The following is a 23,233-nucleotide window of genomic DNA, read 5'->3' as shown; positions in this document are numbered from 1 at the left end:
TCCAGCCAATCGGCCCTCTCCCGTGATCCGGGAGGGGGCCGTTTGCCTGTCCCGGCTGAGGCGCTCCACCCCGGAACGGTGACCTTCACCCCGGAACCGTTCCAGGGTGAAGCACGCCCTTGTCCCTTGACCCGATAAAGGTGGGGCGGGGGAGGTCGGGTGGTCGGTGGCTAGGCTCGCCGGGTGAGCACGCCGCAGACAGCCACCCCACCCGCCCTCGACGACGCGCCGGTCCTCGCCCACTACGTGCGCGGAGGCTTCGTCGAGTCCGCGCACCGCGCCTCCGTGGTCGCCACCGCCCCGGACGGCAGCCACCTGCTGGCACTCGGTGCCGTCGACGACCCGATCTTCCCGAGGTCGTCGAACAAGCCGATCCAGACCCTGGCCATGGTGCGCGCAGGGCTGCGTGTGCCGCCCGCGCACCTCGCGCTCGCGTCCGCCAGCCACTCCGGCGAGGAGTTCCACGTCGAGGCCGTGCGCGAGATGCTCGCCGCTGCGGGACTGACCGAGGCCGCCCTCCAGAACACGCCGGACTACCCGGTCAACGAGGCGGCGCGCGAGGCGGTGATCCGTTCAGGCGGGGCCAAGACGCCCATCATGCAGAACTGCTCTGGCAAGCATGCGGCGATGCTGGCCACGTGTGTCGTCAACGGCTGGGACACCAAAACCTACCGCGACCCGAATCACCCACTGCAGCAAGCGATTTCGCGGACACTCGCCGAGCTGACGGGTGACGAGATCACGGCAGTGGCCGTCGACGGCTGTGGCGCGCCGGTGATGGCCGTGACGCTCGCGGGGCTCGCCCGGGCCTTCGGCCGGATGGCCGCTGCCGACCCGGCGACGCACGAGGGCGAGGTCGCCGACGCCATCCGTGCCAACCCGGCATACCTCGGGGGCAGTGACCGTGACGTGACCGCCCTCATCGAGGCCACCCCCGGCCTCATCGCCAAGGACGGTGCCGAGTCCGTGTATGCCGTGGGGCTGGCTGACGGGCGCGGCGTGGCCGTCAAGGTCGCCGACGGCTACCCCCGGGCGAAGCCGGTCATCCTGGCCGCCGCGCTGCGCCGGCTCGGCGTCGAGTCGCCCGCCCTGGCCCAGCTCGAGAACTCTCCCGTGCTCGGGCACGGCGAGGTCGTCGGCGGCATCGTCGCCGTCAACATCTGAGGCGACGTGCGCGCCGTCCTGCAGCGGGTGACGAGCGCCTCCGTCTCGGTCGAGGGCGAGGTCGTGGGAGCAGTCGACCGGCCGGGGCTGGTGGCGCTGGTCGGTGTGACCCACGACGACGGGCCCGACCAGGTCGAGGCGCTGGCCCGCAAGATCAGCGAGCTGCGGATCCTGCGCGACGAGCGTTCGGTGCTCGACGAGGGAGCGCCGGTGCTGGTCGTCAGCCAGTTCACGCTGTACGCCGACACGCGAAAGGGGCGGCGGCCGTCGTGGAGCAACGCGGCGCCGGGCCCGGTCGCGGAGCCGCTCGTGGACGCCGTCGTCGCGGCCCTCCGTGCTCGAGGGGTGGAGGTTGCCACCGGCCGGTTTGGGGCCATGATGGAGGTCACCCTCGTCAATGACGGTCCAGTCACCCTGGTCGTGGACGTCTGACCCTTAGGCTGTGCACATGTTCTCCGCGCTCGGTTCCGCACAGGGCATCGTGATCCTGCTGCTCAGTCTCGCGGCCTTCGCGGCCGAAGTCTTCGCGTTGGTCGACGCCATGCGCCACCGCCCGGACGCGTTCATCGCGGCAGGCAAGCGCACCAAGAAGTTCTGGACCATCGTCACGGGCGTCGCGGTCCTGCTCGGGTTCATCTCGGTGGCGAACTCGATCACCCTGTTCTCGGTCGGGCTCATCGCCATCGTCGGGGCGGGCATCTACCTCGCCGACGTGCGTCCAGCGCTGCAGCAGGTCAGCGGCAGCGGCCGCGGAGGGCAGCACATGGGGCCGTACGGACCGTGGTGACCCGAGACATGTCGGCCCTGCCCGACCCGCGCGATGGCATCTTCACGGTGGAGCGGCCCTGGGGGAACTTCCAGCAGTTCGTCGCCAACGAGCCCGTCACAGTCAAGATCATCACGGTCGATCCGGGCCACCGGCTGTCGCTGCAGACCCACGACCACCGCGGGGAGTTCTGGCAGGTCCTGGACGTCCCGATCGAGGTCACCGTCGGGGACCGCACGTGGACTGCCGCGCCCGGCGAGCCGGTCTGGGTGCCGTGCAACGCGGTGCACCGGATGGCCAACAAGGGCGACCAGCCGGGCCGTCTGCTCGAGATCGCCTTCGGTGACTTCGACGAGGCCGACATCGTCCGCCTCGAGGACGACTACGCCCGCGACGCCTGACCCGCGGGGGCGACGGCCGACCAGTCGACGGTGACCTCGCCGAGGCGCCACCTCGCCGGCCCGTCCTGGACCGGCCAGCCGTCCTCACGCACGGCGTCCACCGCCGCCAGGAAGCGTTGCCGAACGCCGAAGCTCGCGTGGTGAGCCGCGTGGCTCCATGCCCTGTCCAGCGCCTGGAGCCACCTGTGGACCGGCTCCCCGTCGACGTTGCGGTGGATGAGCGACTTGGGCAGCCGCTCGGCGATGTCGGAGGGGCGGTCGAGCCCCCGCAGTCGCCACGACAGGCTCAACGACACGGGGCCCGTCCGATCGACGGCGATCCACGCACTGCGTCGACCGAGCTCGTCACACGTGCCGTCGACGAGCAGGCCGTCGGGGGAGAGCCGTTGCTGGACGGTCGCCCACGCCTCGGCCACCTCTGACTCGTCGTACTGCCGCAGCACGTTGAACGCGCGCACGATGGTCGCCTGACGCCCGTCGATCGGTACCTCGAAACCACCGAGCCGGAACGAGAGCCCCTCACGCTCGAGGGGCCGGCCCAGCGCCACCCGCTCAGGCTCGATCTCGATCCCCACGACCTGGACATCAGGACGCACCGGCTGGAGGCGGTCGTGCAGCTCGACAGCCGTCACCGGGGAGGCGCCGTACCCGAGGTCCACCACGACCGGCACACCGACGGCCCGCCGCAGGCGCCAGGCCTGGGGGCCGGCCAACCAGCGGTCGACCCGGCGCAACCGGTTGGGGTTGGTGGTGCCGCGGGTGATGGTGCCCACCGGTCGCTGCACAGCCACGCGCGCAGCCTACGCGGCGACGCACCCTAGGCTGGGCAGGTGCGAGGCCGGGAGCGTGACATCAGCCGCAGCATGGTCGCGCTGGTGGCTTCGCTCGCCGCCCTCGCGCTGCTCGGCCTCGTCACCAACGTGCCCGGCTGGCTGGGCCACGGCGAAGGCTTCGTCGACGTCGCTCCGGGCCTGCTGACGGTCGACGCCGAGGCCAAGGGGGTGGCGACCCTGGGTGGCGGCGTGACCGTGTCGCTCTACTCGGACGGACTGCGGATCAACCGCGAGAACGACCTGCTGCTCCAGACCGTGATCGGGGGGTCGATGCTGTCGGCCGTCGAGGGGAGTGCCACGACGGACGCAGCCGGGACGAAGGAGCGGGTCACCCGCAGCTACGACAACCTGACCATCACCGAGCTGGTCTTCCTGCCGGGCCGGGCGACGTACTTCGGCAGGCTCAGCGACGGGTCGCGCTCGCTGCCCGTGACGCTACGGATCGAGTCGGCCGGCGGGCTGATCAGGGTCGGCGCCTCGGTCAACGGTGCCGACGGAGTCGTCTGGCACCTCGACCGCGAACCCCTGACGGTCGGCATCCGTCCCGGCCTCCCCGCCGTGAACCTTCGCGACTCGGCGGCCTGGATCGACCCGGGAGCGGTCGAGGGGCGGGCGGTCTTCACGACCCTGCTGCGGACCGACATCGGGGTCGGCCCGCAGCGGGTGGCTCGAGGCGTCGACATCCGGGCGGCCGGGCGCACCGACATCCACGTCTGGTCCGACTCGTGCTCGTTGTCGGTGTCGTCCCAGGCCCGTCCGGCGCCGCAGCCGTCTCGATCGCGCGGCTGAGCACGGCGCCGGGCTGACCACCGGCGTCGTGGGCCCCAGCGGCTGCGTGGCAGACTCGCAACATGGGCTGCTGCGAACGCATCGACCGCGTCGCGATGCTGAGCGTCCACACCTCCCCGCTGGAGCAACCGGGCACCGGTGACGCGGGCGGGATGAACGTCTACGTCGTCGAGGTGGCGCACCAGCTGGCCAGGCGCGGCGTCGAGGTCGAGATCTTCACCAGGACCACGACGGCTGACCTGCCCCCCACGGTCGAGATGGAGCCGGGCGTCACCGTCCGTCACGTCACCGCGGGTCCCTACGAGGGGCTCGGCAAGGACGACCTCCCCGGGCAGCTGTGTGCCTTTGCCGCCGGGGTGATGCGCACCGGAGCCCACGAGGCCGAGGGTCACTACAGCCTGGTCCACTCGCACTACTGGCTGTCCGGCCAGGTGGGGTGGCTGGCCGCCGACCGCTGGCAGGTGCCGCTCGTCCACACCATGCACACCATGGCGCGGGTCAAGAACCTCCACCTCGCCGACGGTGACACTCCCGAGCCCCCTGGCCGCGAGATCGGTGAGGTCCAGGTCGTGGAGGCGGCGGACCGCCTCATCGCCAACACCCTGGGCGAGCGCCACGAGCTGATCGACCTGTATGCCGCGGAGCCCGACAAGGTGGTCGTGGTGCCTCCGGGCGTGGACCTGTCGCTGTTCTCACCGGGTGACCCTCGCGCGGCGCGTGCCGCCGTAGGCCTGCCGCAGGACGCCAAGGTGCTGCTCTTCGTCGGACGGATCCAGCCCCTCAAGGCGCCCGAGGTGCTCATCAAGGCGGCGGCCGAGCTCCTGGCGCGGCACCCGCACTGGTCCGGCGAGCTGGTCGTCGCCGTGCTCGGCGGTCCGTCCGGTTCCGGCCTGGCGCACCCGCGAGGGCTGCAGGAGCTGGCCGAGGGACTCGGCATCAGCGCTCAGGTGCGGTTCGTGCCGCCGGTGCCCAGGACCGACCTGGCTGACTGGTACCGCGCCGCGGACCTCGTGGCGGTGCCGTCGCACTCGGAGTCCTTCGGGCTGGTCGCCGTCGAGGCGGAGGCGTGCGGGACCCCGGTCGTCGCTGCCGATGTCGGCGGTCTGCCCACTGCGGTCGGGGATGCCGGGATCCTGGTCGACGGCCACGACCCCCACACGTGGTCCCTGGCCCTCGAGTCCCTGCTCCTGGACCCGCAGCGAAGAGAAGACCTGAGCCGCAAGGCGGTGCAGCACGCGGCGCTGTTCGGCTGGGACCGCACGACCGAGCGGCTCTACGAGGTCTACGTCGAAGCGTGTCGGGCCAAGAGCTACTCCAACGACACTCCCTCGCCCAACGGCTCACTGGCCGGGGTGCCTGCGGCGGTGGTCCCGTGAGCCAGCTGGTGTCCGCGATCGAGGGATACCTCGCTGGGGCCGAGATCGAGTGGGAGCAGGGTGCCCGCGAGGGTGAGTTCGTCCTCACCCTCCCGGGCGAGCAGAAGCTCAAGACCGTCGTCTCACTGGTGGTGGGGGCTGACGCCCTCTCCTTGTCGGCCTTCGTCATTCGCAACCCGGACGAGAACCACGAGACCTTCTACCGCTACCTCTTGCGCAAGAACCTGCGCCTTCCGGGGCTCGCCTACTCGGTCGACAAGTCCGGCGACGTCTACGTGACCGGACGCGTCCCCGCGGGCGGGGTCGACGCGGCATACCTCGACCAGGTCCTGGGAGTCGTGCTGGAAGCCGCGGACGCGCACTTCAACGAGCTGCTCGCGATCGGCTTCCTGACGAGCATGCAGAAGGAGTGGGACTGGCGGGTGTCACGGGGGGAGTCGCTGCGCAACCTCGAGGCGTTCCGCCACCTGCTGGAGCACGACTGAGCGGTGGCGCGTTGCCTCGCTAGGCTGGCCCGCATGGCATACACCCTCATCCTGCTGCGCCACGGGCACTCCGACTGGAACGCCAAGAACCTCTTTACCGGCTGGGTCGACGTCGACCTGAACGACCAGGGTCGCGAGGAGGCCGTCAACGGTGGAAACCTGTTGAAGGACAAGGGAGTTCTGCCCACCGTCGTGCACACGTCGGTGCTTCGGCGCGCCATCAACACGGCCAACCTCGCACTCGACGCAGCGGACCGGCACTGGATCCCGGTCCGGCGCGACTGGCGGCTCAACGAGCGCCACTACGGCGCGCTCCAGGGGCTCGACAAGGCGGCCACGCGCGACAAGTACGGCGACGACCAGTTCATGCTCTGGCGGCGGTCGTTCGACACGCCGCCGCCGCCGATCGAGGCCGGGTCCGAGTTCGACCAGAGCGGCGACCCGCGCTACGCCGGCATCGACGTGCCGCGGACCGAGTGCCTCAAGGACGTCATCGAGCGGTTCATGCCCTACTGGGAGGGGCCGATCCAGGACGACCTGCGGGCCGGTGAGACGGTATTGGTCACGGCCCACGGCAACAGCCTGCGCGGACTGGTCAAGCACCTCGACGGCATCAGTGACGAGGACATCGCCGCCCTGAACATCCCGACCGGCCAGCCGCTCGTCTACACCCTGGGTGAGGACTTCATGCCGACCAAGCCGGGGGAGTACCTCGACCCCGAGGCCGCTGCCGAGGCCGCCGCAGCCGTCGCCAACCAGGGCCGCTAGCGCGCGGCCGTTTTGCCGCGCGAGGTGAGTGGCGCGCGAGGTGAGTGCCGCGCCAGGCGGTTACTGCGGACCGGTCGCGCGGTCTTCCTGCTCCTCGTGGTCCTCGGCGACGTCCCACTCACCGGTGACGAGGTAGACGACGCGGTGGGCGACCGACACGGCGTGGTCGGCGAAGCGCTCGTAGTAGCGACCCACGAGGGTCATGTCGACGGCGGCCTCGGTGCCGTGCTTCCACGTCCCGTCGATGAGGTGGCTGAACAGCGTGCGGTGCAGCTCGTCCATCGCGTCGTCGTCGCGCTCGAGCGTCTTGGCGTCCTCGACGTCCTTGGCAGCGATGACCTGCCCGCACTTGGCGACGATGCGCTCGGCCACCTGGCCCATCTGCAGGATCGTCGCTCGGATGTCGGCCGGCACGGCGGAGTCGGGGTAGCGCAGCCGCGCGACCTTGGCCACGTGCCGGGCGAGGTCTCCCATTCGCTCGAGGTCGGCGCTCATCCGCATGCTGGTGACGACCATGCGCAGGTCTGTGGCGACCGGCTGCTGTCGGGCCAGGAGGTCGGTCGAGAGCGCGTCGAGGTCCTCGCGCATGCGATCCAGCTCCTTGTCGGCCTTGATGACCGATTCGGCCAGCTGGATGTCGGCGTCGAGCAGGGCCGTCGTGGCCCGGGCCATGGCGGACCCGGCCAGACGCGTCATCTCGACCAGCTGGTCGGAGATGGTGTCCAGGTCCTCGTGAAAGGCGTTGCGCATTGCTTCCCTAGGGGTGTTGGGCACGGGTGGGCGTGGTGAGGTGTGCGAGCCGAGGCTCCCACGGGGCAGTGAACGATCGGGTGACCTCAGGTGAACATCTGGGTACGGCCGTGCGTTGGGGTGTCGTTTCGTGCTCGGAAGGGGATGTTCCGCACCGTACATTGATGGGGTGGATGCGACCAGCGCTGCCGTCTTGGCCGGGTTCGCCGGGTTGCTGACCGGCGCCCTTGCCGTCATCGCCGTGCGCTACTCAGAGCGACAGCAGACCAGTGTGCCGCCGACGGTTCCGGTCACGCCGTTGCCGTCGGGGGTGGCCGACGTCCTCGCGGTGCTGCGCTCCAGCGCCATCGTCGTCGACTCGGCCGACGAGGTCATCAACAACTCACCGTCCGCCGCGGCCTACGGCCTGGTCAAGGGCAAGGAGCTGGTCCACCGCGAGCTGCGCCACCTGGCCAGGCAGGTCCGCCGCGACGGCGTCATCCGTGAGTCCCAGCTCGAGCTGGCCCGCGGCCCGCTCGGCCAGGCCCGCTCGATCATGCACGCCCGGGTGGCCCCGCTGGGCAGCAGCCACGTGCTGCTGCTGGTCGAGGACCACACCCAGGCCCAGCGCGTCGAGGAGGTCAGGCGCGACTTCGTGGCCAACGTGAGCCACGAGCTCAAGACCCCGGTGGGCGGGCTGGGCCTGCTGGCCGAGGCGATCCAGGACGCCAAGGACGACCCCGAGGCGGTCGAGCGGTTTGCCTCGCGGATGCAGGTCGAGAGCCATCGGCTGGCCCAGCTCGTCAAGGAGATCGTCGACCTGTCGCGCCTGCAGGTGGCCGACACCCTCCACGAACCCCGGCTGGTCGACGTGACGGCAGCCGTGCACGAGGCGATCGACTACTCGCGCGTCGGCGCCGACGCCAAGCAGATCGACATCGCGGAGGCCTGCGCTGCCGACCTCAAGGTCTTCGGCGACGAGGCCCTGCTCGTCACCGCCGTCCGCAACCTCATCGGCAACGCCGTCGCCTACTCCGAGCCCGGAACCCGGGTCGCCGTCGCCGGTCGCCTCGCGGGCGAGATGGTCGAGATCACCGTCACCGACCAGGGGCAGGGCATCCCGGCGAGCGAGCAGACGCGCATCTTCGAGCGCTTCTACCGCGTCGACGACGCGCGCTCCCGCGCCACCGGCGGGACGGGTCTAGGCCTGGCCATCGTCAAGCACATCTGCGCCAACCACGGCGGCGACGTCGACGTGTGGAGCGAGGAAGGGCGCGGGTCGACCTTCACCATCCGCCTACCCGCCGCGGTCGACCGGACCGGGTCCTCGCGCCCATCGCCCAGCCCTTCAGCAGAGCAGCCGCACCCGACCCGAGGAGACACCCCGGCATGACGCGCATCCTGGTCGTCGAGGACGAGATCTCGTTCTCGGACCCCCTGTCCTACCTGCTCCGCAAGGAGGGCTACGAGGTCGCCGTCGCCGAGACCGGACCCGAGGCGCTCGCCGACTTCGACCGGGCCGGTGCCGACCTCGTGCTCCTGGACCTGATGCTCCCGGGCCTGTCCGGCACCGAGGTATGCCGCGCGATCCGGTCGCGCTCGAACGTCCCCGTCATCATGCTCACCGCCAAGGACAGTGAGATCGACAAGGTCGTGGGTCTCGAGATCGGTGCGGACGACTACGTGACCAAGCCCTACTCGTCCCGCGAGCTGTTGGCCCGGATCAAGGCTGTGCTGCGCAGGCTGTCCGAGCCCGAGGACCTGCTGCCCGCCACGATCGAGGCCGGTCCGGTGCGCATGGACGTCGAGCGGCACATCGTCACCGTCTCGGGGGAGCCGACCCAGCTCCCGTTGAAGGAGTTCGAGCTGCTCGAGATGCTGCTGCGCAACACCGGCCGCGTGCTCACGCGCATGCAGCTCATCGACCGTGTCTGGGGCAGTGACTACGTCGGCGACACCAAGACGCTGGACGTCCACGTGAAGCGCTTGCGCGCCAAGATCGAACCCGACCCGGCCGACCCCCGGCACATCGTGACGGTGCGCGGACTGGGCTACAAGTTCGAGTCCGACTGAGTCAGGGAGTCGCCGTCGCCGTGGGGGTGGCCGCGACGGGCGGGTTGGTCGGGGCGAGCGAGGCGTAGTACCCGCTGGCCGACAGCACCGGCACCACCACGACGACGGCGGGTGCGCTCGGCGACTGCACGCTGAGCGTGACGACGTCGCCGGGGCTGACCGGCACGCCCGGCAGCTGCACCTGGGTCGCGTCGGAGAGGCGACGTTCGGAGTGGGCCGGCGCCTCGGCATACACGGGCTGGCCCTGCGGCAGGGCGAACGCGATGCGCTGCGCCTCGCTGCTGTTGTTGCTGACCGACGCCGACAGCACGCCGGCCTTGTCCTTGCCGCCGCTGACGACGACGAGGTCGCGCAGCTGCACGGCGCCGAGGTCAACGGGGACACCGTCGGCCGCGACGTAGGGGACGTCGGTCTGCATCGGCGACTGCGTCTGGCAGGCCGAGAGCGCGAGGGCGGCACCGACCACCGCGACCGGGAGCAGGCGTCGCAGCAAAGGGCGCGGACTGGTGGAACGGCCTCCGGAACGGCGGGCCAGCGGGGTTCGGCGGGTCACGGGAGACAGCCTACCGGCCGGGTGCCGGCCGCGCGCCGACCCTCTGCACCCGAGTGCGCACCCGTGCGCGTTGCACGGAAGTGACCATTCTGTCAAGACCGAATTCGTTGCCCCGCAAGGCCTTTGCGCGCCCCTGACCTGCGCAAACGCATTCTGGCTGGCTTTCCCGACGTCGGCGTGGCGTGATATTCTGAGAGTCGCGAAAGGGGAAAACAGCACATGGTTTTCAAGGTCGGCGAGACGGTCGTGTACCCCCACCACGGGGCTGCACTCATCGAAGAAATCAATACCCGCACGATCAAGGGCGAGGAGAAGATCTACCTCAAGCTCAAGGTGGCCCAGGGCGACCTGACGATCGAGGTTCCCGCAGACAACTGCGAGGACATCGGCGTCCGGGACGTCGTCGGACAGGAAGGGCTCGACAAGGTCTTCGCAGTCCTTCGCGCTCCCCACACCGAAGAGCCGACCAACTGGTCGCGCCGCTACAAGGCCAACCTCGAGAAGCTCGCCTCCGGCGATGTCATCAAGGTGGCCGAGGTCGTTCGCGACCTGTGGCGTCGTGACAAGGACCGTGGCCTGTCGGCCGGCGAGAAGCGCATGCTCGCCAAGGCTCGTCAGATCCTCGTCTCCGAGCTCGCGCTCGCCGAGAAGACCAACGAGGACAAGGCCGAGGCAATCCTCGACGAGGTGCTCGCCTCCTGAGCGTTGCCGTCGTCCTCGTCGCTGGAGGGCAAGGCACCCGGCTCGGCGCCACCCAGCCCAAGGCCTTCGTGGTCGTGGCGGGTATGCCGTTGCTCGAGCACGCCGTCCAGCGCGCCCTGACGGCGCCTGAGGTTTCACACGTAGTCGTGGTCGCGCCCGCTTCCCACCTGAGGGAGGCGGGCGCGATCGCGTCCCGGAGCAGCCGGCCCGACGACGTGGACGTGGTCGCCGGTGGCGCCGAGCGCACGGACTCCGTGGCAGCAGGTCTCGCGGCGCTGCGCCCCGACGACGGCATCGTGCTGGTCCACGACGCGGCCCGCGCCCTCGCGCCGGCCAGCTTGTTCTCCCGCCTGGTGCACGAGGTGCGGTCGGGGCACCCGGCCGTCGTCCCCGGCATACCCGTCACGGACACCGTCAAGGTCGTCGACGCGGCTGGTCGCGTCACCGCAACGCCTGACCGCACCCAGCTGCGGGCGATCCAGACACCGCAGGCGTTCCTGCGTGAGGTGCTGGTGCACGCCCACTCCTCAGGTGGGCAGGCGACCGACGACGCAGCCCTGGTCGAGCGGATGGGCGGCCACGTGCGCGTGGTCGACGGAGACCGGCTCGCCTTCAAGATCACGACGCCGGACGACTTGGCCCTGGCAGAACGCCACGTCGCGGACTAGGGCGTCAGGGCCGCGACGAACTCGTCCCACGGGGTCATCGGCCCGGCAGGGGCAGGCGCGTGGAGCGTGCTGATCCAGCCGTCGACGAGCCGGCCGCGCTCGATCAACAGATCGGGCACGAAGGCCGGCACCGGGAACCCCGCGCGCCAGACCGCCTTGGCGCTGCCCCAGTTGCCGGCGTGCGCCTCCCAGCGGACGGTCTGCCAGCCGAGGGTGTCGAAGGCGTGGACGACCACGAGCCGGACCGCCTCGGACATCACGCCCCGCCCCCGGAACGCCGGGTGGGTGACGTAGCCGAGATCGCCTGCACCGTCGTCCACGGGCAGCACCCGGAGGTCGATCGTCCCGGCATAGCGGCCCTCGACCTCGATGCCCCACGAGATGAGGACGGGTGAGGGTTCGAGCAGGCCCGAGAGGTAGTCCTGCGCCATCTCGCGGGTGTACTCCAGCGGGATCGTCGTGAAGCGCTTGGTCAGCGGGTCGACGCACCGTTCGTAGATCGCGTCGAGGTCGTCCGACGAGTGCGGCCGAAGGGTCACCAAGTCGCCGGCGAGGACGGGGACGGCCAGCGCCTGCGTCGGGGTGCTCATGCGCGGCAACGCTAACGGCTCGGGCGTGCCCGGCTCACCTCGTTATCCGGGTCCCGGGAGTCCCGGGTGGTTGGATGGACGCCATGGGGACCACCGGTATGCCGCGCACGGGCGTGGGCGTGGACGTGCACGCCTTCGCGCCCGAGGGCTCGGGTCGCGAGCTGTGGCTGGGCGGCCTGCTGTGGCCGGGCCTCACCGGGCTCGAGGGGCACTCCGACGCGGACGTCGCCTGTCACGCGGCGTGCGATGCGCTGTTCTCGGCCGCCGGCCTCGGTGACCTCGGGGTGCACTTCGGCACCGACCGCCCCGAGCTCGCGGGGGCTTCGGGGTTGACCCTGTTGGGCGAGGCGGCCCGGCTCGTGCGCGAGGCGGGTTTCGAGATCGGCAACGTCGCCGTCCAGGTGATCGGCAACCGTCCGAAGATCGGGACACGCCGTGCGGAGGCGCAGGAAGCCATGACAGGGTGCGCACTGGCACCGGTGTCGCTGAGCGGGACGACCACCGATGGCCTGGGGCTCACCGGTCGCGACGAGGGAATCGCCGCGATCGCGACTGCCCTCGTCCGCCCCACCAACTGAGGAGCCCCGCATGCCGCAGACCGTCAAGGGCGTCATCGCCCGCAGCAAGGGCGCCGACGTCGAGCTCGTCGACATCGTCGTCCCCGACCCCGGACCCGGCGAGGCCGTGGTCCAGGTCCACTCCTGCGGGGTCTGCCACACCGACCTGCACTACCGCGAGGGCGGCATCAACGACGAGTTCCCGTTCCTGCTCGGGCACGAGGCGGCGGGCGTCGTGGAGTCCGTCGGCGAGGGCGTCACCGAGGTCGCGCCCGGTGACTTCGTGATCCTCAACTGGCGCGCGGTATGCGGGCAGTGCCGGGCCTGCACCAAGGGCAAGCCCTGGTACTGCTTCAACACCCACAACGCCACGCAGAAGATGACCCTCGAGGACGGCACCGAGCTCAGCCCTGCGCTCGGCATCGGCGCCTTCATCGAGAAGACCCTGGTCGCCGCCGGGCAGTGCACCAAGGTCGACGCCGAGGCCGACGCGGCGGCCGTGGGCCTGCTCGGGTGCGGGGTGATGGCCGGATTCGGTGCCGCCGTCAACACCGGTGGCGTGGGTCGCGGCGACTCGATCGCCGTCATCGGGTGCGGTGGCGTCGGCAACGCCGCCATCGCCGGGGCCTCCGTGGTCGGTGCGACGACGATCATCGCGGTGGACGTCGACGACCGAAAGCTCGAGACTGCCCGGACCTTCGGCGCCACCCACACCGTCAACGGCAGGGACGAGGACGTCGTCGAGCGGATCCGTGAGCTGACGGGCGGGTTCGGCGCGGACGTGGTCGTCGAGGCGGTCGGCCGCCCGGAGACCTACGAGCAGGCCTTCTATGCCCGCGACCTGGCCGGCACGGTGGTGCTCGTCGGCGTTCCCACCCCCGACAAACAGGTCACCCTGCCCATGATCGAGATCTTCGGCCGCGGTGGTGCGCTCAAGTCCAGCTGGTACGGCGACTGCCTGCCCAGCCGTGACTTCCCGATGCTGGTCGACCTCTACCGGCAGGGCCGGTTCGACCTCGACGCGTTCGTGTCGGAGCGGATCGGGCTGGGTGACGTGGAGGGCGCCTTCGACAAGATGGAACGCGGCGAGGTCCTCCGCTCGGTGGTGGTCCTCTGATGGCCGCGGCTGACGACCAGGACCCGGGTATGCCGGTCATCTCGCCCTCCGCGGGTGGCGTGCGCGTCGATCGGATCGTCACCTCCGGGACGTTCGAGCTGGACGGAGGCAGCTGGGAGGTGGACAACAACGTCTGGGTGGTCGGTGACGACAAGGAGTGCGTCATCATCGACGCGGCCCACGACGGCAGGAAGATCGTGAAGTCGATCGACCTCCAGCGCAGGGTCACCGCCGTCATCTCCACCCACGCCCACAACGACCACATCAACGCCGTCGCCGAGGTGTGCGACGGCACACGCGCCCCGGCATACCTGCATCCTGCGGACCGGATGCTCTGGGACCAGGTGTATCCCGTCACCCCCGACCGCGAGCTGGCTGACGGCCAGGTGATCACGGTCGGTGACGTCGACCTGCACGTGATCCACACGCCGGGCCACACTCCGGGGTCGTGCTCGCTCTACGTGCCGGCCCTGGACGTCGTCTTCACGGGGGACACGCTGTTCAACGGCGGGCCCGGCGCGACGGGGCGGTCGTACAGCGACTTCCCGACCATCATCGAGTCGATCCGCGACCGGCTCCTCACCTTGCCCGACGAGACCGTCGTGCTGACCGGACACGGCGACTCGACCGTCATCGGGGCGGAGGCTCCGCACCTGCAGGAGTGGCTCGACCGCGGTCACTGACGACGGGTGCCAGCCCGGGTGTTCCTCGCCCGACCAGGACGGCGGCCACGAGCAGTGCCAGGCCGGCCACCGAGATGAGCCACTCCGCGAGGGTGAAGATCTCCATCCGTCGAACTCGGTAGTACATCGGGAGGGAGCTGTGCAGCAGCCACTGCGTGGTGACGATCGAGCAGACCCTCTCGATGGCGAGGAGCCCGAAGCCGCGCCCGCCCCACCGGGCCCAGCGCTCGCCGCCCCCGCGCTTGCGCACGACGTAGGCCGCGCCGAGCAGGCCGACGATGGTGAGCTCCGTCAGGACACTCACCCCCTCGATGCCGAACAGTCCCAACAGCACGACCAAACCCCCTGGTGCTCGATGTGGGGGCTCAACCTAGCGTTTCGGTGGGTGGTGCTCGCGCAGGTAGCCTTGCGCCGTGAGTCTTCGCCTGTACGACACCGCCGCGCGTGAGCTGCGCGACTTCACCCCTCTGGAACCTGGTCGGGTGGGCATCTACATCTGCGGGCTCACGACCCAGGGCGCACCCCACATCGGTCACGTGCGGTTCGCTGTGGCGTTCGACGTGCTGCGCCGGTGGCTCGAGGGTCGCCACGGCTACGACGTGACGCTCGTCCGCAACGTCACGGACATCGACGACAAGATCCTCGCCAAGTCCGCCGACGCGGGGGAGCAGTGGTTCGCGCTGTCCTACCGCAACGAGGTGGCGACGGCCGCTGCGCTCGACTCGCTCGGGGTGCTGGCCCCGACCTACGAGCCGCGCGCCACCGGCCACATTCCCGAGATGGTCGCCCTGATGGAGACCCTCGTGGACAAGGGCCACGCCTACGCCGCGACGGACGACAGCGGCGACGTCTACTTCGACGTCAAGAGCTTCCCCGAGTACGGCTCCCTGACGCACCAGAAGATCGACGACATGGAGGCCGCGGAGGACGCCGACCCCCGGGGCAAGCGTGACCCCCGTGACTTCGCCCTCTGGAAGGGACGCAAGGAGTCCGAGCCGGTCACCGCGTCCTGGGCCACGCCGTTCGGCACCGGTCGGCCGGGCTGGCACCTCGAGTGCTCGGCCATGGCGCGGAAGTACCTCGGCGACTCCTTCGACATCCACGGTGGTGGCGTCGACCTCCGCTTCCCGCACCACGAGAACGAGCAGGCCCAGTCGCACGCCGCCGGCCTCGGGTTCGCGACCTACTGGCTGCACAACGCCTGGGTCACCGTGGGTGGCGAGAAGATGAGCAAGTCGCTCGGCAACAGCCTGATCGTCTCCGAGGTCACCAAGGTCGCCCGCCCGCTGGCGCTGCGCTACTACCTCACGGCGGCCCACTACCGGTCCACGATCGAGTACCACGAGGGCTCGCTGCGCGAGGCCGAGGCGGCCGTCGAGCGCATCGAGGGCTTCCTCGCCCGCGCCTTGCGCGCCCTCCCCGAGGGAACGTCCACCGCGCCGGACCACACCACCGTGCCTGAGGCGTATGCCGCGGCGATGGACGACGACCTGAACGTCTCGGGCGCGCTCGCCGTCGTCCACGACACCGTCCGGGCGGGCAACACCGCCATCGACGACGGTGACGACGAGGCGTTGGCGACCGCGTTCGGCGCCGTCGTGGCCATGACCGACCTGCTCGGCATCAACCCGCTCGACCCGCACTGGGGCGGCGGCAGCGATGCCGGTGCCGGAGACGCCCACGATGCGCTCGACGCACTGGTCCGCGTGCAGCTGGACGCCCGCGCGGCGGCCCGGGCGGCGCGCGACTTCGCCACGGCGGACGCGATCCGCGACCAGCTGGGCGCGGCCGGCATCGTCATCGAAGACACGGCGTCGGGAGCGAACTGGTCGCTCGCCCGCCGCGAGAGCTGAGAGGAACACCCATGGCTGGCAACTCCCAGCGACGTGGCGCCGTTCGCAAGGGCGCGTCGAAGAAGGGGCCCCAGGTCGGTTCCGGCGGTCAACGTCGTCGCGGCCTCGAGGGCAGGGGCCCGACGCCCAAGGCCGAGGAACGTCCCAAGCACAAGGCCAACCGGATGGCCACCGCCGCCGAGAAGCGAGCCGGCGGATCCAGGTCGGGCGGGCCCAAGCCTGGCGCTCGACCCAGCGCCAGCCGCGGTGGATCCCGCCGGGGCAAGGTCTCGAGCGAGATCGTCGCCGGGCGCAACTCGGTCGTCGAGGCGTTGCGTGCCGAGGTGCCCGTGACCACGATGTACGTCGCCGGCCGGATCGACTCCGACGACCGGGTCCGGGAAGCCCTCAAGATCGCCACCGCCAGGGGCATCGCGATCCTGGAGACCCCGCGCGGCGAGCTGGACCGGCTCACCGACGGTGCGGTCCACCAGGGCCTGGCCCTGCAGGTCCCGCCGTACGAGTACGCGCACCCCCACGACTTCATCGACCCGGAAGCACCCGGCATACCCCTCGTGGTTGCCCTCGACGGCATCACCGACCCCCGCAACCTCGGCGCCATCATCCGCTCGGTGGCGGCGTTCGGCGGCCACGGCGTGGTCGTGCCCGAGCGTCGCTCGGTCGGCATGACCGCCAGCGCCTGGAAGACGTCGGCGGGTGCCGCAGCCCGAGTCCCCGTGGCGCTGGCCGCCAACCTGACGCGCGCGCTGGAGGAGTACCGCAAGGCGGGCTTCTTCATCCTCGGGCTCGACATGGAAGGCGACGTACAGCTGCCCGACCTCGAGCTCGCGACCGAGCCGATCGTCATCGTGACCGGGTCGGAGGGCAAGGGCCTCTCCCGCCTGGTCAGGGAGAACTGCGACCAGATCGTGTCGATCCCCATGTCCTCGGCCGTCGAGTCCCTCAACGCAGGCATCGCCACGGGAGTCGCGCTGTACGAAGTCGCACGACGTCGGGCGATCTGACCACACGAAACGGGACGAATCCGCTAGCGTTTCGCCCTGTCGCGCCCATGGGGGAGCGGCGCTCGAACACTCGAAGGGACCAACCGCATGTCTGACTACGGCACCCCGCCGCCGCCTCCTCCGCCCGCGCCCGGCTTCAACCAGGCGACCGCCGGTGGCACGCCGCCGCCGAACTACCTCGTCTGGGCGATTCTGTCCACCATCTTCTGCTGCCTCCCGCTGGGCATCGCCTCGATCGTCTTCGCGGCCCAGGTCAACGGCAAGTGGCAGGCGGGCGATGCCGCCGGCGCCCGCGCCTCGTCCGAGAAGGCGAAGCGTTTCGCCATGATCGCGGCTGTCGTCGGCGTCGTCGTCAACGGCCTCTACTTCGCCTTCGTCCTGCCGAACCTGAACAAGTAGGTCTCGGTCTCCGAGGCAGCCATGACCGCCGTGGTACCGCAGCGCCCCGCACCACCCGTCGCCGCACGGGGGCTCGGGGCGCTGCGTGTGCCCGGCCTGGTCCTGGCCGCGGCCGCGGCCGTGACCACCCTCGTTGCGGTGGTCGACCCCAACCAGCCGGGTCACTACCCGACGTGCCCCTTCCTGGCGGTGACCGGCTACTACTGCCCGGGGTGCGGCTCGCTGCGCGCCCTGCACGACCTCGCCCACGGTGACGTCGCGGGCGCCTTGGCCCGCAACCCCCTGTTGGTGCTCGCTGCGGGCGGGCTCGTCGTGGCCTTCGTCCTCTGGGCGCGGCGGCTGTGGCGCGGACTGCCGCGGACCTGGGTGGCGCCTCCCCGGCTCCTGTACGCGTTGCTGACGTTGGTGCTGGCGTTCTGGGTGCTCCGCAACGTGCCCGGCTGGACCTGGCTCTCGCCCGTCTGAGCGCGCCCGCCGATCGGTCCGTTTGGCCCTTCCCTACCTGACTCCCGGCGCGAGTCGGGTTGCGTCCGCTAGCGTTTCGCCCTGTCGCGCCCATTGGGGGGAGCGGCGCCCGCACACCCCGAAGGGACGCAATCGCCATGTCTGACTACGGCAACCCGCCGCCTCCGCCGGCCGCGACCGGCTACAACCCCGCTGGAGTGGCTGGCGCCCCGCCGCCGAACTACCTGGTCTGGGCGATCCTGTCGACCATCCTGTGCTGCCTGCCGCTCGGGGTCGCGTCCATCGTCTACGCGGCCCAGGTCAACAGCAAGTGGCAGGCGGGCGATGTCGCCGGCGCAGCCGACGCCTCGGAAAAGGCCAGGAAGTTCGCGATGTGGTCGGCGATCGCTGGCGTGGCGGGCGCCCTGGTGTGGCTCTTCTTCGTCGTCGTGGTCGCCGCCATGAGCAACGGTTCCTGACCCTCAGCCAGGAGCCACCTGGTCATAGGTGCCGGTGGACTTGGTCAGTCAGCCCTTGGGCGTCTCGACCACGACGGTGCTGAGGATCTTGTCCGCGAACGTCTGTCGCTTGTCGTCCCAGAGCGGCCAGAGGTAGCCGACGTAGGCGAACCCGTCCAGCGTGTGCGCCAGGTCCCGCACGAACGACATCCCGGCGCCGATCGGCTGTCCCGTGCCCTCGTCGACCAGCCTGATGCCCATCACCTTCTTGCCCACGCTCTGTCCCGTGCGGCCCTGCTTGAAGGCGCGGTTCCAGATCTGGATGCCGAGCATCAGGAGCAGGCCCGCGAGCACGAGCAGGCCTCCGCCGACCATCAGGCCCGGGTTGCCCTCCGTGGTCGGCGCGTAGTCCGAGTACCTGCTGTCGGACCCGCCTGAGTCCGGCGCGCCGACGACGAACAGGATGAGCCCCACGACGTAGGGCACCAGGCCGAGCAGCTGGAGCAGGCTGTCAAGGAGCATGGCCGCCACCCGGGTGCCCCAGCCGGCGAGCGGCCCCCAGGGCGAGCCGACCCCGTATGCCGTCTGGCCGGCATACCCGTGGGGTGCGCCGTAGGCGGGCGCCTGAGTCCATGGCTGCGCCGGCTGGGGCGGGAGCGGTGCGGTTGGCTGGTCGGGCTGGTCGGGCACTGTTCCCCCTGCGGTCGGCGCACGTCGTGGGTCGTGCGGGCGCCGTCACCCTAGCGGTGCTAGGCCTGGTGCCGAGGCGAAGGGCGCGGGTCGTCGTCGACGGTGTCGTCGAACATCGCCACCACCGGCATCTCGACGGTGTCGACGCCCACCACGGTCGCCTCGTCGGGCTTGCTCGGAAGCACCGTCGACACGTAGTCGCGGATCGCGTCCTCGATCGGCATGTCGCGCCCGGCCCGCTCGGAGAGGTACCAGCGGTGCTCGAGGACCTCGTGGAACAGCTCAGCGGGTTCGAGCTTGCCGGCCAGGTCGCGGGGGACGGTGCGGGTGATGGGTTCATAGATCTTGGCCAGCCAGTCGTGCGCGACGATCTCCTCGTCGTCGTTCTGGCGGTCGGTGTCCGCGCGGTAGGAGTCGAGGTCGTTGAGCAGCCGACGAGCCTGGTTCTCCTCGACGTCGAGGCCGGTGAGCCGCAGCAGGCGCCGCGAGTGGTGGCCGGCGTCGACGACCTTGGGCTGGATCTGGATCGTCGTCCCCCCGATGTCGGTCGAGATCGAGAGCTCGTCGACGTCGAAGCCGAGCTCGTTGAGGCGGCGGATCCTCTCGTCGACGCGCCACCGATCACCGCTCTCGAACCGCTCGAGGCCCGTGAGCTCGGCCCACAGGTCGCCATAGCGGGTGACGATGCGGTTGGACGTGTCGACCGGGTCGACGCCGGCCTCGAGGAAGCCGCCGGCCTCGAGGTCCATCAGCTCGCCGGCGATGTTGACGCGAGCGATGTCGAGGTCGTGCTCGCGCTGCCCTGAGGTCAGCGTCTGGTGCAGCTCACCGGTCTCCGCGTCGACGAGGTATGCCGCGAACGCGCCGGCATCGCGGCGGAACAGCGTGTTGGACAACGACACGTCGCCCCACCAGAAGCCGACGAGGTGCAGCCGGACCAGCAGCACGGCCAACGCGTCGATCAGTCGGGTCGAGGTGTCCGGGCGCAGCGACTGGCTGAACAGGGCGCGGTAGGGCAGCGAGAACTGGAGGTGCCGGGTGATGAGGCAGGCGTCGAGGGGTTCGCCGTCGGTGTCCTCCCGTCCGCTGACGACGCCGAACGGCACGACACACGGCAGGTCGAGCTTCCCCAGCATCCGCAGCATCTGGTACTCGCGCGCCGCGATGTCGGCCTTGATCTCCTTGACGGCCAGGACCCGTCCCGAGAGCTTGACGAACCGCACCACGTGCCGCGAGATGCCGCGGGGAAGGGCAGCGAGGTGCTCCTCCGGCCAGGTCTCGAGGGGGAGCTCCCAGGGGAGGTCCAGCAGGGCCGGGTCAGGTCGTGCCGCGGTGATCTGTAGTGCCACGTCCTCAGCCTCGCTCTGGTGTCGTGGGCAGCGTCAACATCGTTCCACACAGGTGAGATCCACGCCTGGGGCCATGAATCGTCGGGCCATGAATCGTCGGGCCAGAAACCGAGGTGGCCGGCCCCCGCGCACGGGAGCCGGCCACCCGGCATACGAGCCGCGGGGGGCCTAGCTGAGGCGCTGGCCGTTCTCCGCGTCGAACAGGTGCAGGTGCCCCTGCTTGGGGGCCAGGTAGACCGTCTCGCCCTTCTTGGGGGGCTTGCGGCCGTCGACACGGGCGATGAACGGCTTCTCCGGTGCGTCGCTGTCCTCGTCGGCCTCGATGTGCTGGTGCACCTTGGCGGACCCGTAGATGTAGGCGTCCGCGCCGAGCTCCTCGACCACGTCGACGGTGACGGGAATGCCGCCGCCGGACTCGGTGGTCAGCTCGAGGTCCTCGGGTCGCACGCCCATCGTGATCGACTTGCCGTGCGCCTTCGCCAGGACCTCGCGGTCGACCGGCATCACGCTGCCACTGACCTTGACGCCGCCGTCAGCGACATCGACGTCGAGCAGGTTCATGGCCGGCGAGCCGATGAAGCCGGCGACGAAGACGTTGTTCGGGTGGTCGTACATGCGGCGCGGGGTGTCGCACTGCATGAGGAGGCCGTCCTTGAGGACCGCGACGCGGTCACCCATCGTCATGGCCTCGACCTGGTCGTGGGTGACGTAGACGGTGGTGACACCGAGTCGACGCTGCAGCGAGGCGATCTGGGTGCGCGTCTGGACGCGGAGCTTGGCGTCGAGGTTCGACAGCGGCTCGTCCATCAGGAACACCTGGGGGGAGCGCACGATGGCGCGACCCATCGCGACGCGCTGGCGCTGGCCACCGGAGAGGGCTTTCGGCTTGCGCTCGAGGTACTGCTCGAGGTCGAGGATCTTGGCGGCCTCTTCGACGCGCTTGCGGATCTGACCCTTGTCGACGCCGGCGATCTTGAGCGCGAAGCCCATGTTGTCGGCCACCGTCATGTGGGGGTAGAGCGCGTAGTTCTGGAACACCATCGCGACGTCGCGGTCCTTGGGGGACAGGTTGGTGACGTCACGGTCACCGATCCAGATCTTGCCGGCGTTGACCTCTTCGAGGCCCGCGAGCATGCGCAGGGAGGTGGACTTGCCACATCCGGAGGGACCGACCAGGACGAGGAACTCGCCGTCCTCGATGTCGATGTTGAGCTTGTCAACCGAGGGCTTGTCGTTGCCCGGGTAGAGCCGGGTTGCCTCGTCGAACTTGACTGTTGCCATGGCTTCGTTGCCTTTCCTTCACCGGCAGGAACGTGCCGGACGATCCGTTGTAAAGGGTGCTGCCGCCGCTGACGTCGGTGTCCGCGGTGGCCTCAGTCTGGCCCAGCAGGGGGCGTTGCGCCAGTGCTGGTCCGGCCGGCGGGCAGCGGGATGAAAACGTTTGCGCAAGCGACAGGTATGCCGCGGGGCCGCGGCGCGCACGCGGCATACCTGAAAGTTCTTGCAGGGTGTCGGCGGTCAAGCCTGCAAGTTCTTGCTACCGTCGCGGCCATGAAGGCGAGACTGGCTGACATCGCGGCGCATGCCGACGTCAGCGAGGCGACCGTCAGCAGGGTGCTCAACGGCAAGCCCGGGGTGGCCGAGTCCACCCGCGAGGCCGTCCTCACCTCGCTGGACATCCTGGGTTACGACCGCCCGTCGCGGCTGCGGCGCAAGACCGCCGACCTCGTCGGGCTGATCGTTCCGGAGCTGACCAACCCGATCTTCCCGGCGTTCGCGCAGATCATCGAGACGGCGCTCGCCCGGCACCAGTTCACGCCGGTGCTGTGCACGCAGACCCCGGGCGGGGTGCACGAGGACGAGTACGTGCAGATGCTGCTGGATCGCGGCGTCGCCGGGATCATCTACGTCTCGGGCCAGCACGCCGACGTCACGACCGATCCCGAGCGGTACATCACCCTGCGCGAGCGCGAGCTGCCGATCGTGCTGGTCAACGGCTACTGCGAGGGCATCGACGCGCCCTTCATCTCCAACGACGACGTCGCCTCGATGGAGCTCGCGCTGACCCACCTCGTCCAGCTCGGCCACACCCAGATCGGGCTGGCCGTCGGGCCGGAGCGCTTCGTCCCGGTCATCCGCAAGATCGACGGGTTCCGCGCGTCGATGAGGAACCTGCTCGGTCGCGACGACGTCGACGAGCTCATCGAGCGGACCATGTTCTCCGTCGAAGGTGGCGACACCGCCGGGGCGCGGCTGATCGAGAAGGGCTGCACGGCCGTCGTCTGCGGCTCGGACCTGATGGCCCTGGGCGCGATCCGGGCGGCACGGCGGGTTGGCAAGCAGGTGCCGGCGGACTTCTCGGTGGTGGGGTACGACGACTCGCCCCTCATCGCGTTCACCGACCCGCCGCTGACGACCGTGCGCCAGAGCGTCCAGGCGATGGCCGAGGCCGCCGTCGGAGCCCTGCTCGACGAGATCGCCGGGGAGCCCTCCCCGCGAGCCGAGTACGTGTTCCGGCCCGAGCTCGTGGTGCGCGCCTCCACCGGTGCCGCGCCCAGCCGCTGAAGCTGCTGCGACTTGTTGCGTCCTGGTGGTCACGGGAGGCCCGGGATCGGGGGTCGGTGACGATCTGCCGGCAACACGTCGGCGTGGGCTGGACTTGTTGCGTTCTGGTGGTCACGGGACCCCTGATTGCGGGGGTCGGTGACGATCTGCCGGCAACACGTCGGCGTGGGCTGGACTTGTTGCGTCCTGGTGGTCACGGGACCCCCGATTTCGGGGG

General features: G+C 70.3%; 29 protein-coding genes. 21 read left to right on the top strand and 8 right to left on the bottom strand.

Features of this window, described 5'->3' with window-relative positions; all coding sequences use genetic code 11:
- The first annotated feature begins 183 nt into the window (after positions 1-183).
- From AC1DWP_RS08195 to AC1DWP_RS08180, 4 genes are read left to right on the top strand one after another with little or no spacing between them, the layout of a single operon-like run.
- Positions 184-1,164 carry an asparaginase gene (locus tag AC1DWP_RS08195; protein WP_477613975.1) on the top strand — a complete coding sequence of 327 codons (981 nt, stop codon included), beginning with the start codon at positions 184-186 and terminating at the stop codon, positions 1,162-1,164.
- Between the two features lie 6 nt (positions 1,165-1,170).
- Positions 1,171-1,596: a D-aminoacyl-tRNA deacylase gene (gene dtd / locus AC1DWP_RS08190; protein ID WP_477613974.1), complete on the top strand. Its 426-nt coding sequence runs from the start codon at positions 1,171-1,173 to the stop codon at positions 1,594-1,596.
- 16 nt (positions 1,597-1,612) lie between these two features.
- On the top strand, positions 1,613-1,951 hold the full coding sequence (locus AC1DWP_RS08185) for a DUF2516 family protein (RefSeq protein WP_477613973.1): 339 nt from the start codon (positions 1,613-1,615) through the stop codon (positions 1,949-1,951).
- Complete coding sequence (locus tag AC1DWP_RS08180; protein WP_477613972.1) at positions 1,948-2,331, top strand: phosphomannose isomerase type II C-terminal cupin domain; 384 nt, start codon at positions 1,948-1,950, stop codon at positions 2,329-2,331. The genes AC1DWP_RS08185 and AC1DWP_RS08180 overlap by 4 nt, the downstream gene beginning before the upstream one ends.
- Here the strand turns inward: AC1DWP_RS08180 and AC1DWP_RS08175 are convergent.
- A complete protein-coding gene (locus AC1DWP_RS08175) occupies positions 2,313-3,116 on the bottom strand; it encodes a class I SAM-dependent methyltransferase (RefSeq protein WP_477614606.1) in 804 nt (267 codons plus the stop codon). The genes AC1DWP_RS08180 and AC1DWP_RS08175 overlap by 19 nt on opposite strands.
- A 45-nt stretch (positions 3,117-3,161) precedes the next feature.
- Here AC1DWP_RS08175 and AC1DWP_RS08170 point away from each other — a divergent pair, with 45 nt between their 5' ends.
- The 4 genes from AC1DWP_RS08170 to AC1DWP_RS08155 all read left to right on the top strand — a co-directional run bounded on the left by AC1DWP_RS08170 (position 3,162) and on the right by AC1DWP_RS08155 (position 6,582).
- Positions 3,162-3,953 (top strand): hypothetical protein, encoded by a 792-nt coding sequence (locus tag AC1DWP_RS08170; RefSeq protein ID WP_477613971.1) that lies wholly within the window; start codon positions 3,162-3,164, stop codon positions 3,951-3,953.
- Positions 3,954-4,015: 62 nt separating this feature from the next.
- Complete coding sequence (gene mshA, locus AC1DWP_RS08165) at positions 4,016-5,329, top strand: D-inositol-3-phosphate glycosyltransferase (RefSeq protein ID WP_477613970.1); 1,314 nt, start codon at positions 4,016-4,018, stop codon at positions 5,327-5,329.
- Entirely contained in the window at positions 5,326-5,814 is a 489-nt protein-coding gene (locus AC1DWP_RS08160; RefSeq protein WP_477613969.1) for a YbjN domain-containing protein, read from the top strand. Before mshA ends, AC1DWP_RS08160 begins: the two co-directional genes overlap by 4 nt.
- A gap of 33 nt (positions 5,815-5,847) precedes the next feature.
- A complete protein-coding gene (locus AC1DWP_RS08155; RefSeq protein WP_477613968.1) occupies positions 5,848-6,582 on the top strand; it encodes a phosphoglyceromutase in 735 nt (244 codons plus the stop codon).
- A 60-nt stretch (positions 6,583-6,642) separates the two neighbouring features.
- Here the strand turns inward: AC1DWP_RS08155 and phoU are convergent, their stop codons facing one another.
- Positions 6,643-7,332, bottom strand: coding sequence for a phosphate signaling complex protein PhoU (phoU, locus tag AC1DWP_RS08150; RefSeq protein ID WP_477613967.1), 690 nt, complete (start codon positions 7,330-7,332; stop codon positions 6,643-6,645).
- Positions 7,333-7,501: 169 nt separating this feature from the next.
- Between phoU and AC1DWP_RS08145 the strand changes: the two genes are divergently transcribed.
- On the top strand, positions 7,502-8,704 hold the full coding sequence (locus AC1DWP_RS08145; protein ID WP_477613966.1) for a sensor histidine kinase: 1,203 nt from the start codon (positions 7,502-7,504) through the stop codon (positions 8,702-8,704).
- A complete protein-coding gene (locus AC1DWP_RS08140) occupies positions 8,701-9,384 on the top strand; it encodes a winged helix-turn-helix domain-containing protein (protein WP_477613965.1) in 684 nt (227 codons plus the stop codon). Before AC1DWP_RS08145 ends, AC1DWP_RS08140 begins: the two co-directional genes overlap by 4 nt.
- A gap of 1 nt (position 9,385) precedes the next feature.
- Here the strand turns inward: AC1DWP_RS08140 and AC1DWP_RS08135 are convergent, their stop codons facing one another.
- The gene (locus AC1DWP_RS08135; protein ID WP_477613964.1) at positions 9,386-9,937 is read right to left on the bottom strand and encodes a hypothetical protein; all 552 of its coding nucleotides are present in this window, start codon (positions 9,935-9,937) and stop codon (positions 9,386-9,388) included.
- 219 nt (positions 9,938-10,156) lie between these two features.
- On the opposite strand from AC1DWP_RS08135, the gene AC1DWP_RS08130 reads away from it, so the two are divergent.
- Together AC1DWP_RS08130 and ispD are read left to right on the top strand one after the other, a co-directional pair.
- Positions 10,157-10,639: a CarD family transcriptional regulator gene (locus AC1DWP_RS08130; protein WP_056922091.1), complete on the top strand. Its 483-nt coding sequence runs from the start codon at positions 10,157-10,159 to the stop codon at positions 10,637-10,639.
- On the top strand, positions 10,636-11,307 hold the full coding sequence (ispD, locus tag AC1DWP_RS08125) for a 2-C-methyl-D-erythritol 4-phosphate cytidylyltransferase (protein WP_477614605.1): 672 nt from the start codon (positions 10,636-10,638) through the stop codon (positions 11,305-11,307). Before AC1DWP_RS08130 ends, ispD begins: the two co-directional genes overlap by 4 nt.
- Here the strand turns inward: ispD and AC1DWP_RS08120 are convergent.
- Positions 11,304-11,897 carry a GNAT family N-acetyltransferase gene (locus AC1DWP_RS08120; protein ID WP_477613963.1) on the bottom strand — a complete coding sequence of 198 codons (594 nt, stop codon included), beginning with the start codon at positions 11,895-11,897 and terminating at the stop codon, positions 11,304-11,306. The two genes, ispD and AC1DWP_RS08120, sit on opposite strands and share 4 nt — an antisense overlap.
- A 74-nt stretch (positions 11,898-11,971) precedes the next feature.
- Here AC1DWP_RS08120 and ispF point away from each other — a divergent pair, with 74 nt between their 5' ends.
- From ispF to AC1DWP_RS08105, 3 genes are read left to right on the top strand one after another with little or no spacing between them, the layout of a single operon-like run.
- Positions 11,972-12,475: a 2-C-methyl-D-erythritol 2,4-cyclodiphosphate synthase gene (gene ispF, locus AC1DWP_RS08115; RefSeq protein ID WP_477613962.1), complete on the top strand. Its 504-nt coding sequence runs from the start codon at positions 11,972-11,974 to the stop codon at positions 12,473-12,475.
- Between the two features lie 10 nt (positions 12,476-12,485).
- Positions 12,486-13,571, top strand: a complete 1,086-nt coding sequence (locus AC1DWP_RS08110; RefSeq protein WP_477613961.1) for an S-(hydroxymethyl)mycothiol dehydrogenase — start codon at positions 12,486-12,488, stop codon at positions 13,569-13,571.
- Complete coding sequence (locus AC1DWP_RS08105) at positions 13,571-14,254, top strand: MBL fold metallo-hydrolase (RefSeq protein ID WP_477613960.1); 684 nt, start codon at positions 13,571-13,573, stop codon at positions 14,252-14,254. Before AC1DWP_RS08110 ends, AC1DWP_RS08105 begins: the two co-directional genes overlap by 1 nt.
- Here AC1DWP_RS08105 and AC1DWP_RS08100 read toward each other — a convergent pair.
- Positions 14,202-14,588 (bottom strand): hypothetical protein, encoded by a 387-nt coding sequence (locus tag AC1DWP_RS08100; RefSeq protein ID WP_477613959.1) that lies wholly within the window; start codon positions 14,586-14,588, stop codon positions 14,202-14,204. The two genes, AC1DWP_RS08105 and AC1DWP_RS08100, sit on opposite strands and share 53 nt — an antisense overlap.
- Before the next feature lie 79 nt (positions 14,589-14,667).
- Between AC1DWP_RS08100 and cysS the strand changes: the two genes are divergently transcribed.
- The 5 genes from cysS (at position 14,668) to AC1DWP_RS08075 (ending at position 18,433) form a co-directional block, all read left to right on the top strand.
- The gene (cysS, locus tag AC1DWP_RS08095) at positions 14,668-16,107 is read left to right on the top strand and encodes a cysteine--tRNA ligase (protein ID WP_477613958.1); all 1,440 of its coding nucleotides are present in this window, start codon (positions 14,668-14,670) and stop codon (positions 16,105-16,107) included.
- A gap of 11 nt (positions 16,108-16,118) precedes the next feature.
- Positions 16,119-17,111, top strand: a complete 993-nt coding sequence (gene rlmB, locus AC1DWP_RS08090) for a 23S rRNA (guanosine(2251)-2'-O)-methyltransferase RlmB (RefSeq protein WP_477613957.1) — start codon at positions 16,119-16,121, stop codon at positions 17,109-17,111.
- 87 nt (positions 17,112-17,198) lie between these two features.
- Positions 17,199-17,510, top strand: a complete 312-nt coding sequence (locus AC1DWP_RS08085) for a CD225/dispanin family protein (protein ID WP_477613956.1) — start codon at positions 17,199-17,201, stop codon at positions 17,508-17,510.
- 21 nt (positions 17,511-17,531) lie between these two features.
- Positions 17,532-17,975 (top strand): DUF2752 domain-containing protein, encoded by a 444-nt coding sequence (locus AC1DWP_RS08080; protein WP_477613955.1) that lies wholly within the window; start codon positions 17,532-17,534, stop codon positions 17,973-17,975.
- 137 nt (positions 17,976-18,112) lie between these two features.
- Positions 18,113-18,433 carry a CD225/dispanin family protein gene (locus tag AC1DWP_RS08075; protein ID WP_477613954.1) on the top strand — a complete coding sequence of 107 codons (321 nt, stop codon included), beginning with the start codon at positions 18,113-18,115 and terminating at the stop codon, positions 18,431-18,433.
- Positions 18,434-18,481: 48 nt separating this feature from the next.
- On the opposite strand, the gene AC1DWP_RS08070 is transcribed toward AC1DWP_RS08075, so the two are convergent.
- The 3 genes from AC1DWP_RS08070 to AC1DWP_RS08060 all read right to left on the bottom strand — a co-directional run bounded on the left by AC1DWP_RS08070 (position 18,482) and on the right by AC1DWP_RS08060 (position 21,732).
- The gene (locus AC1DWP_RS08070) at positions 18,482-19,102 is read right to left on the bottom strand and encodes an RDD family protein (protein ID WP_477613953.1); all 621 of its coding nucleotides are present in this window, start codon (positions 19,100-19,102) and stop codon (positions 18,482-18,484) included.
- Between the two features lie 59 nt (positions 19,103-19,161).
- Positions 19,162-20,451, bottom strand: a complete 1,290-nt coding sequence (locus AC1DWP_RS08065) for a DUF4032 domain-containing protein (protein WP_477613952.1) — start codon at positions 20,449-20,451, stop codon at positions 19,162-19,164.
- Positions 20,452-20,619: 168 nt separating this feature from the next.
- Entirely contained in the window at positions 20,620-21,732 is a 1,113-nt protein-coding gene (locus AC1DWP_RS08060) for an ABC transporter ATP-binding protein (protein ID WP_477613951.1), read from the bottom strand.
- A 270-nt stretch (positions 21,733-22,002) separates the two neighbouring features.
- On the opposite strand from AC1DWP_RS08060, the gene AC1DWP_RS08055 reads away from it, so the two are divergent.
- Positions 22,003-23,016: a LacI family DNA-binding transcriptional regulator gene (locus AC1DWP_RS08055; RefSeq protein WP_477613950.1), complete on the top strand. Its 1,014-nt coding sequence runs from the start codon at positions 22,003-22,005 to the stop codon at positions 23,014-23,016.
- Positions 23,017-23,233: the final 217 nt, after the last annotated feature.

The sequence above is a fragment of the Pedococcus sp. P2_F6 genome, from assembly GCF_056403675.1.
The sequence above is the reverse complement of the archived record's forward strand: the minus strand, read 5'-3'. Positions and strand labels throughout refer to the sequence as shown.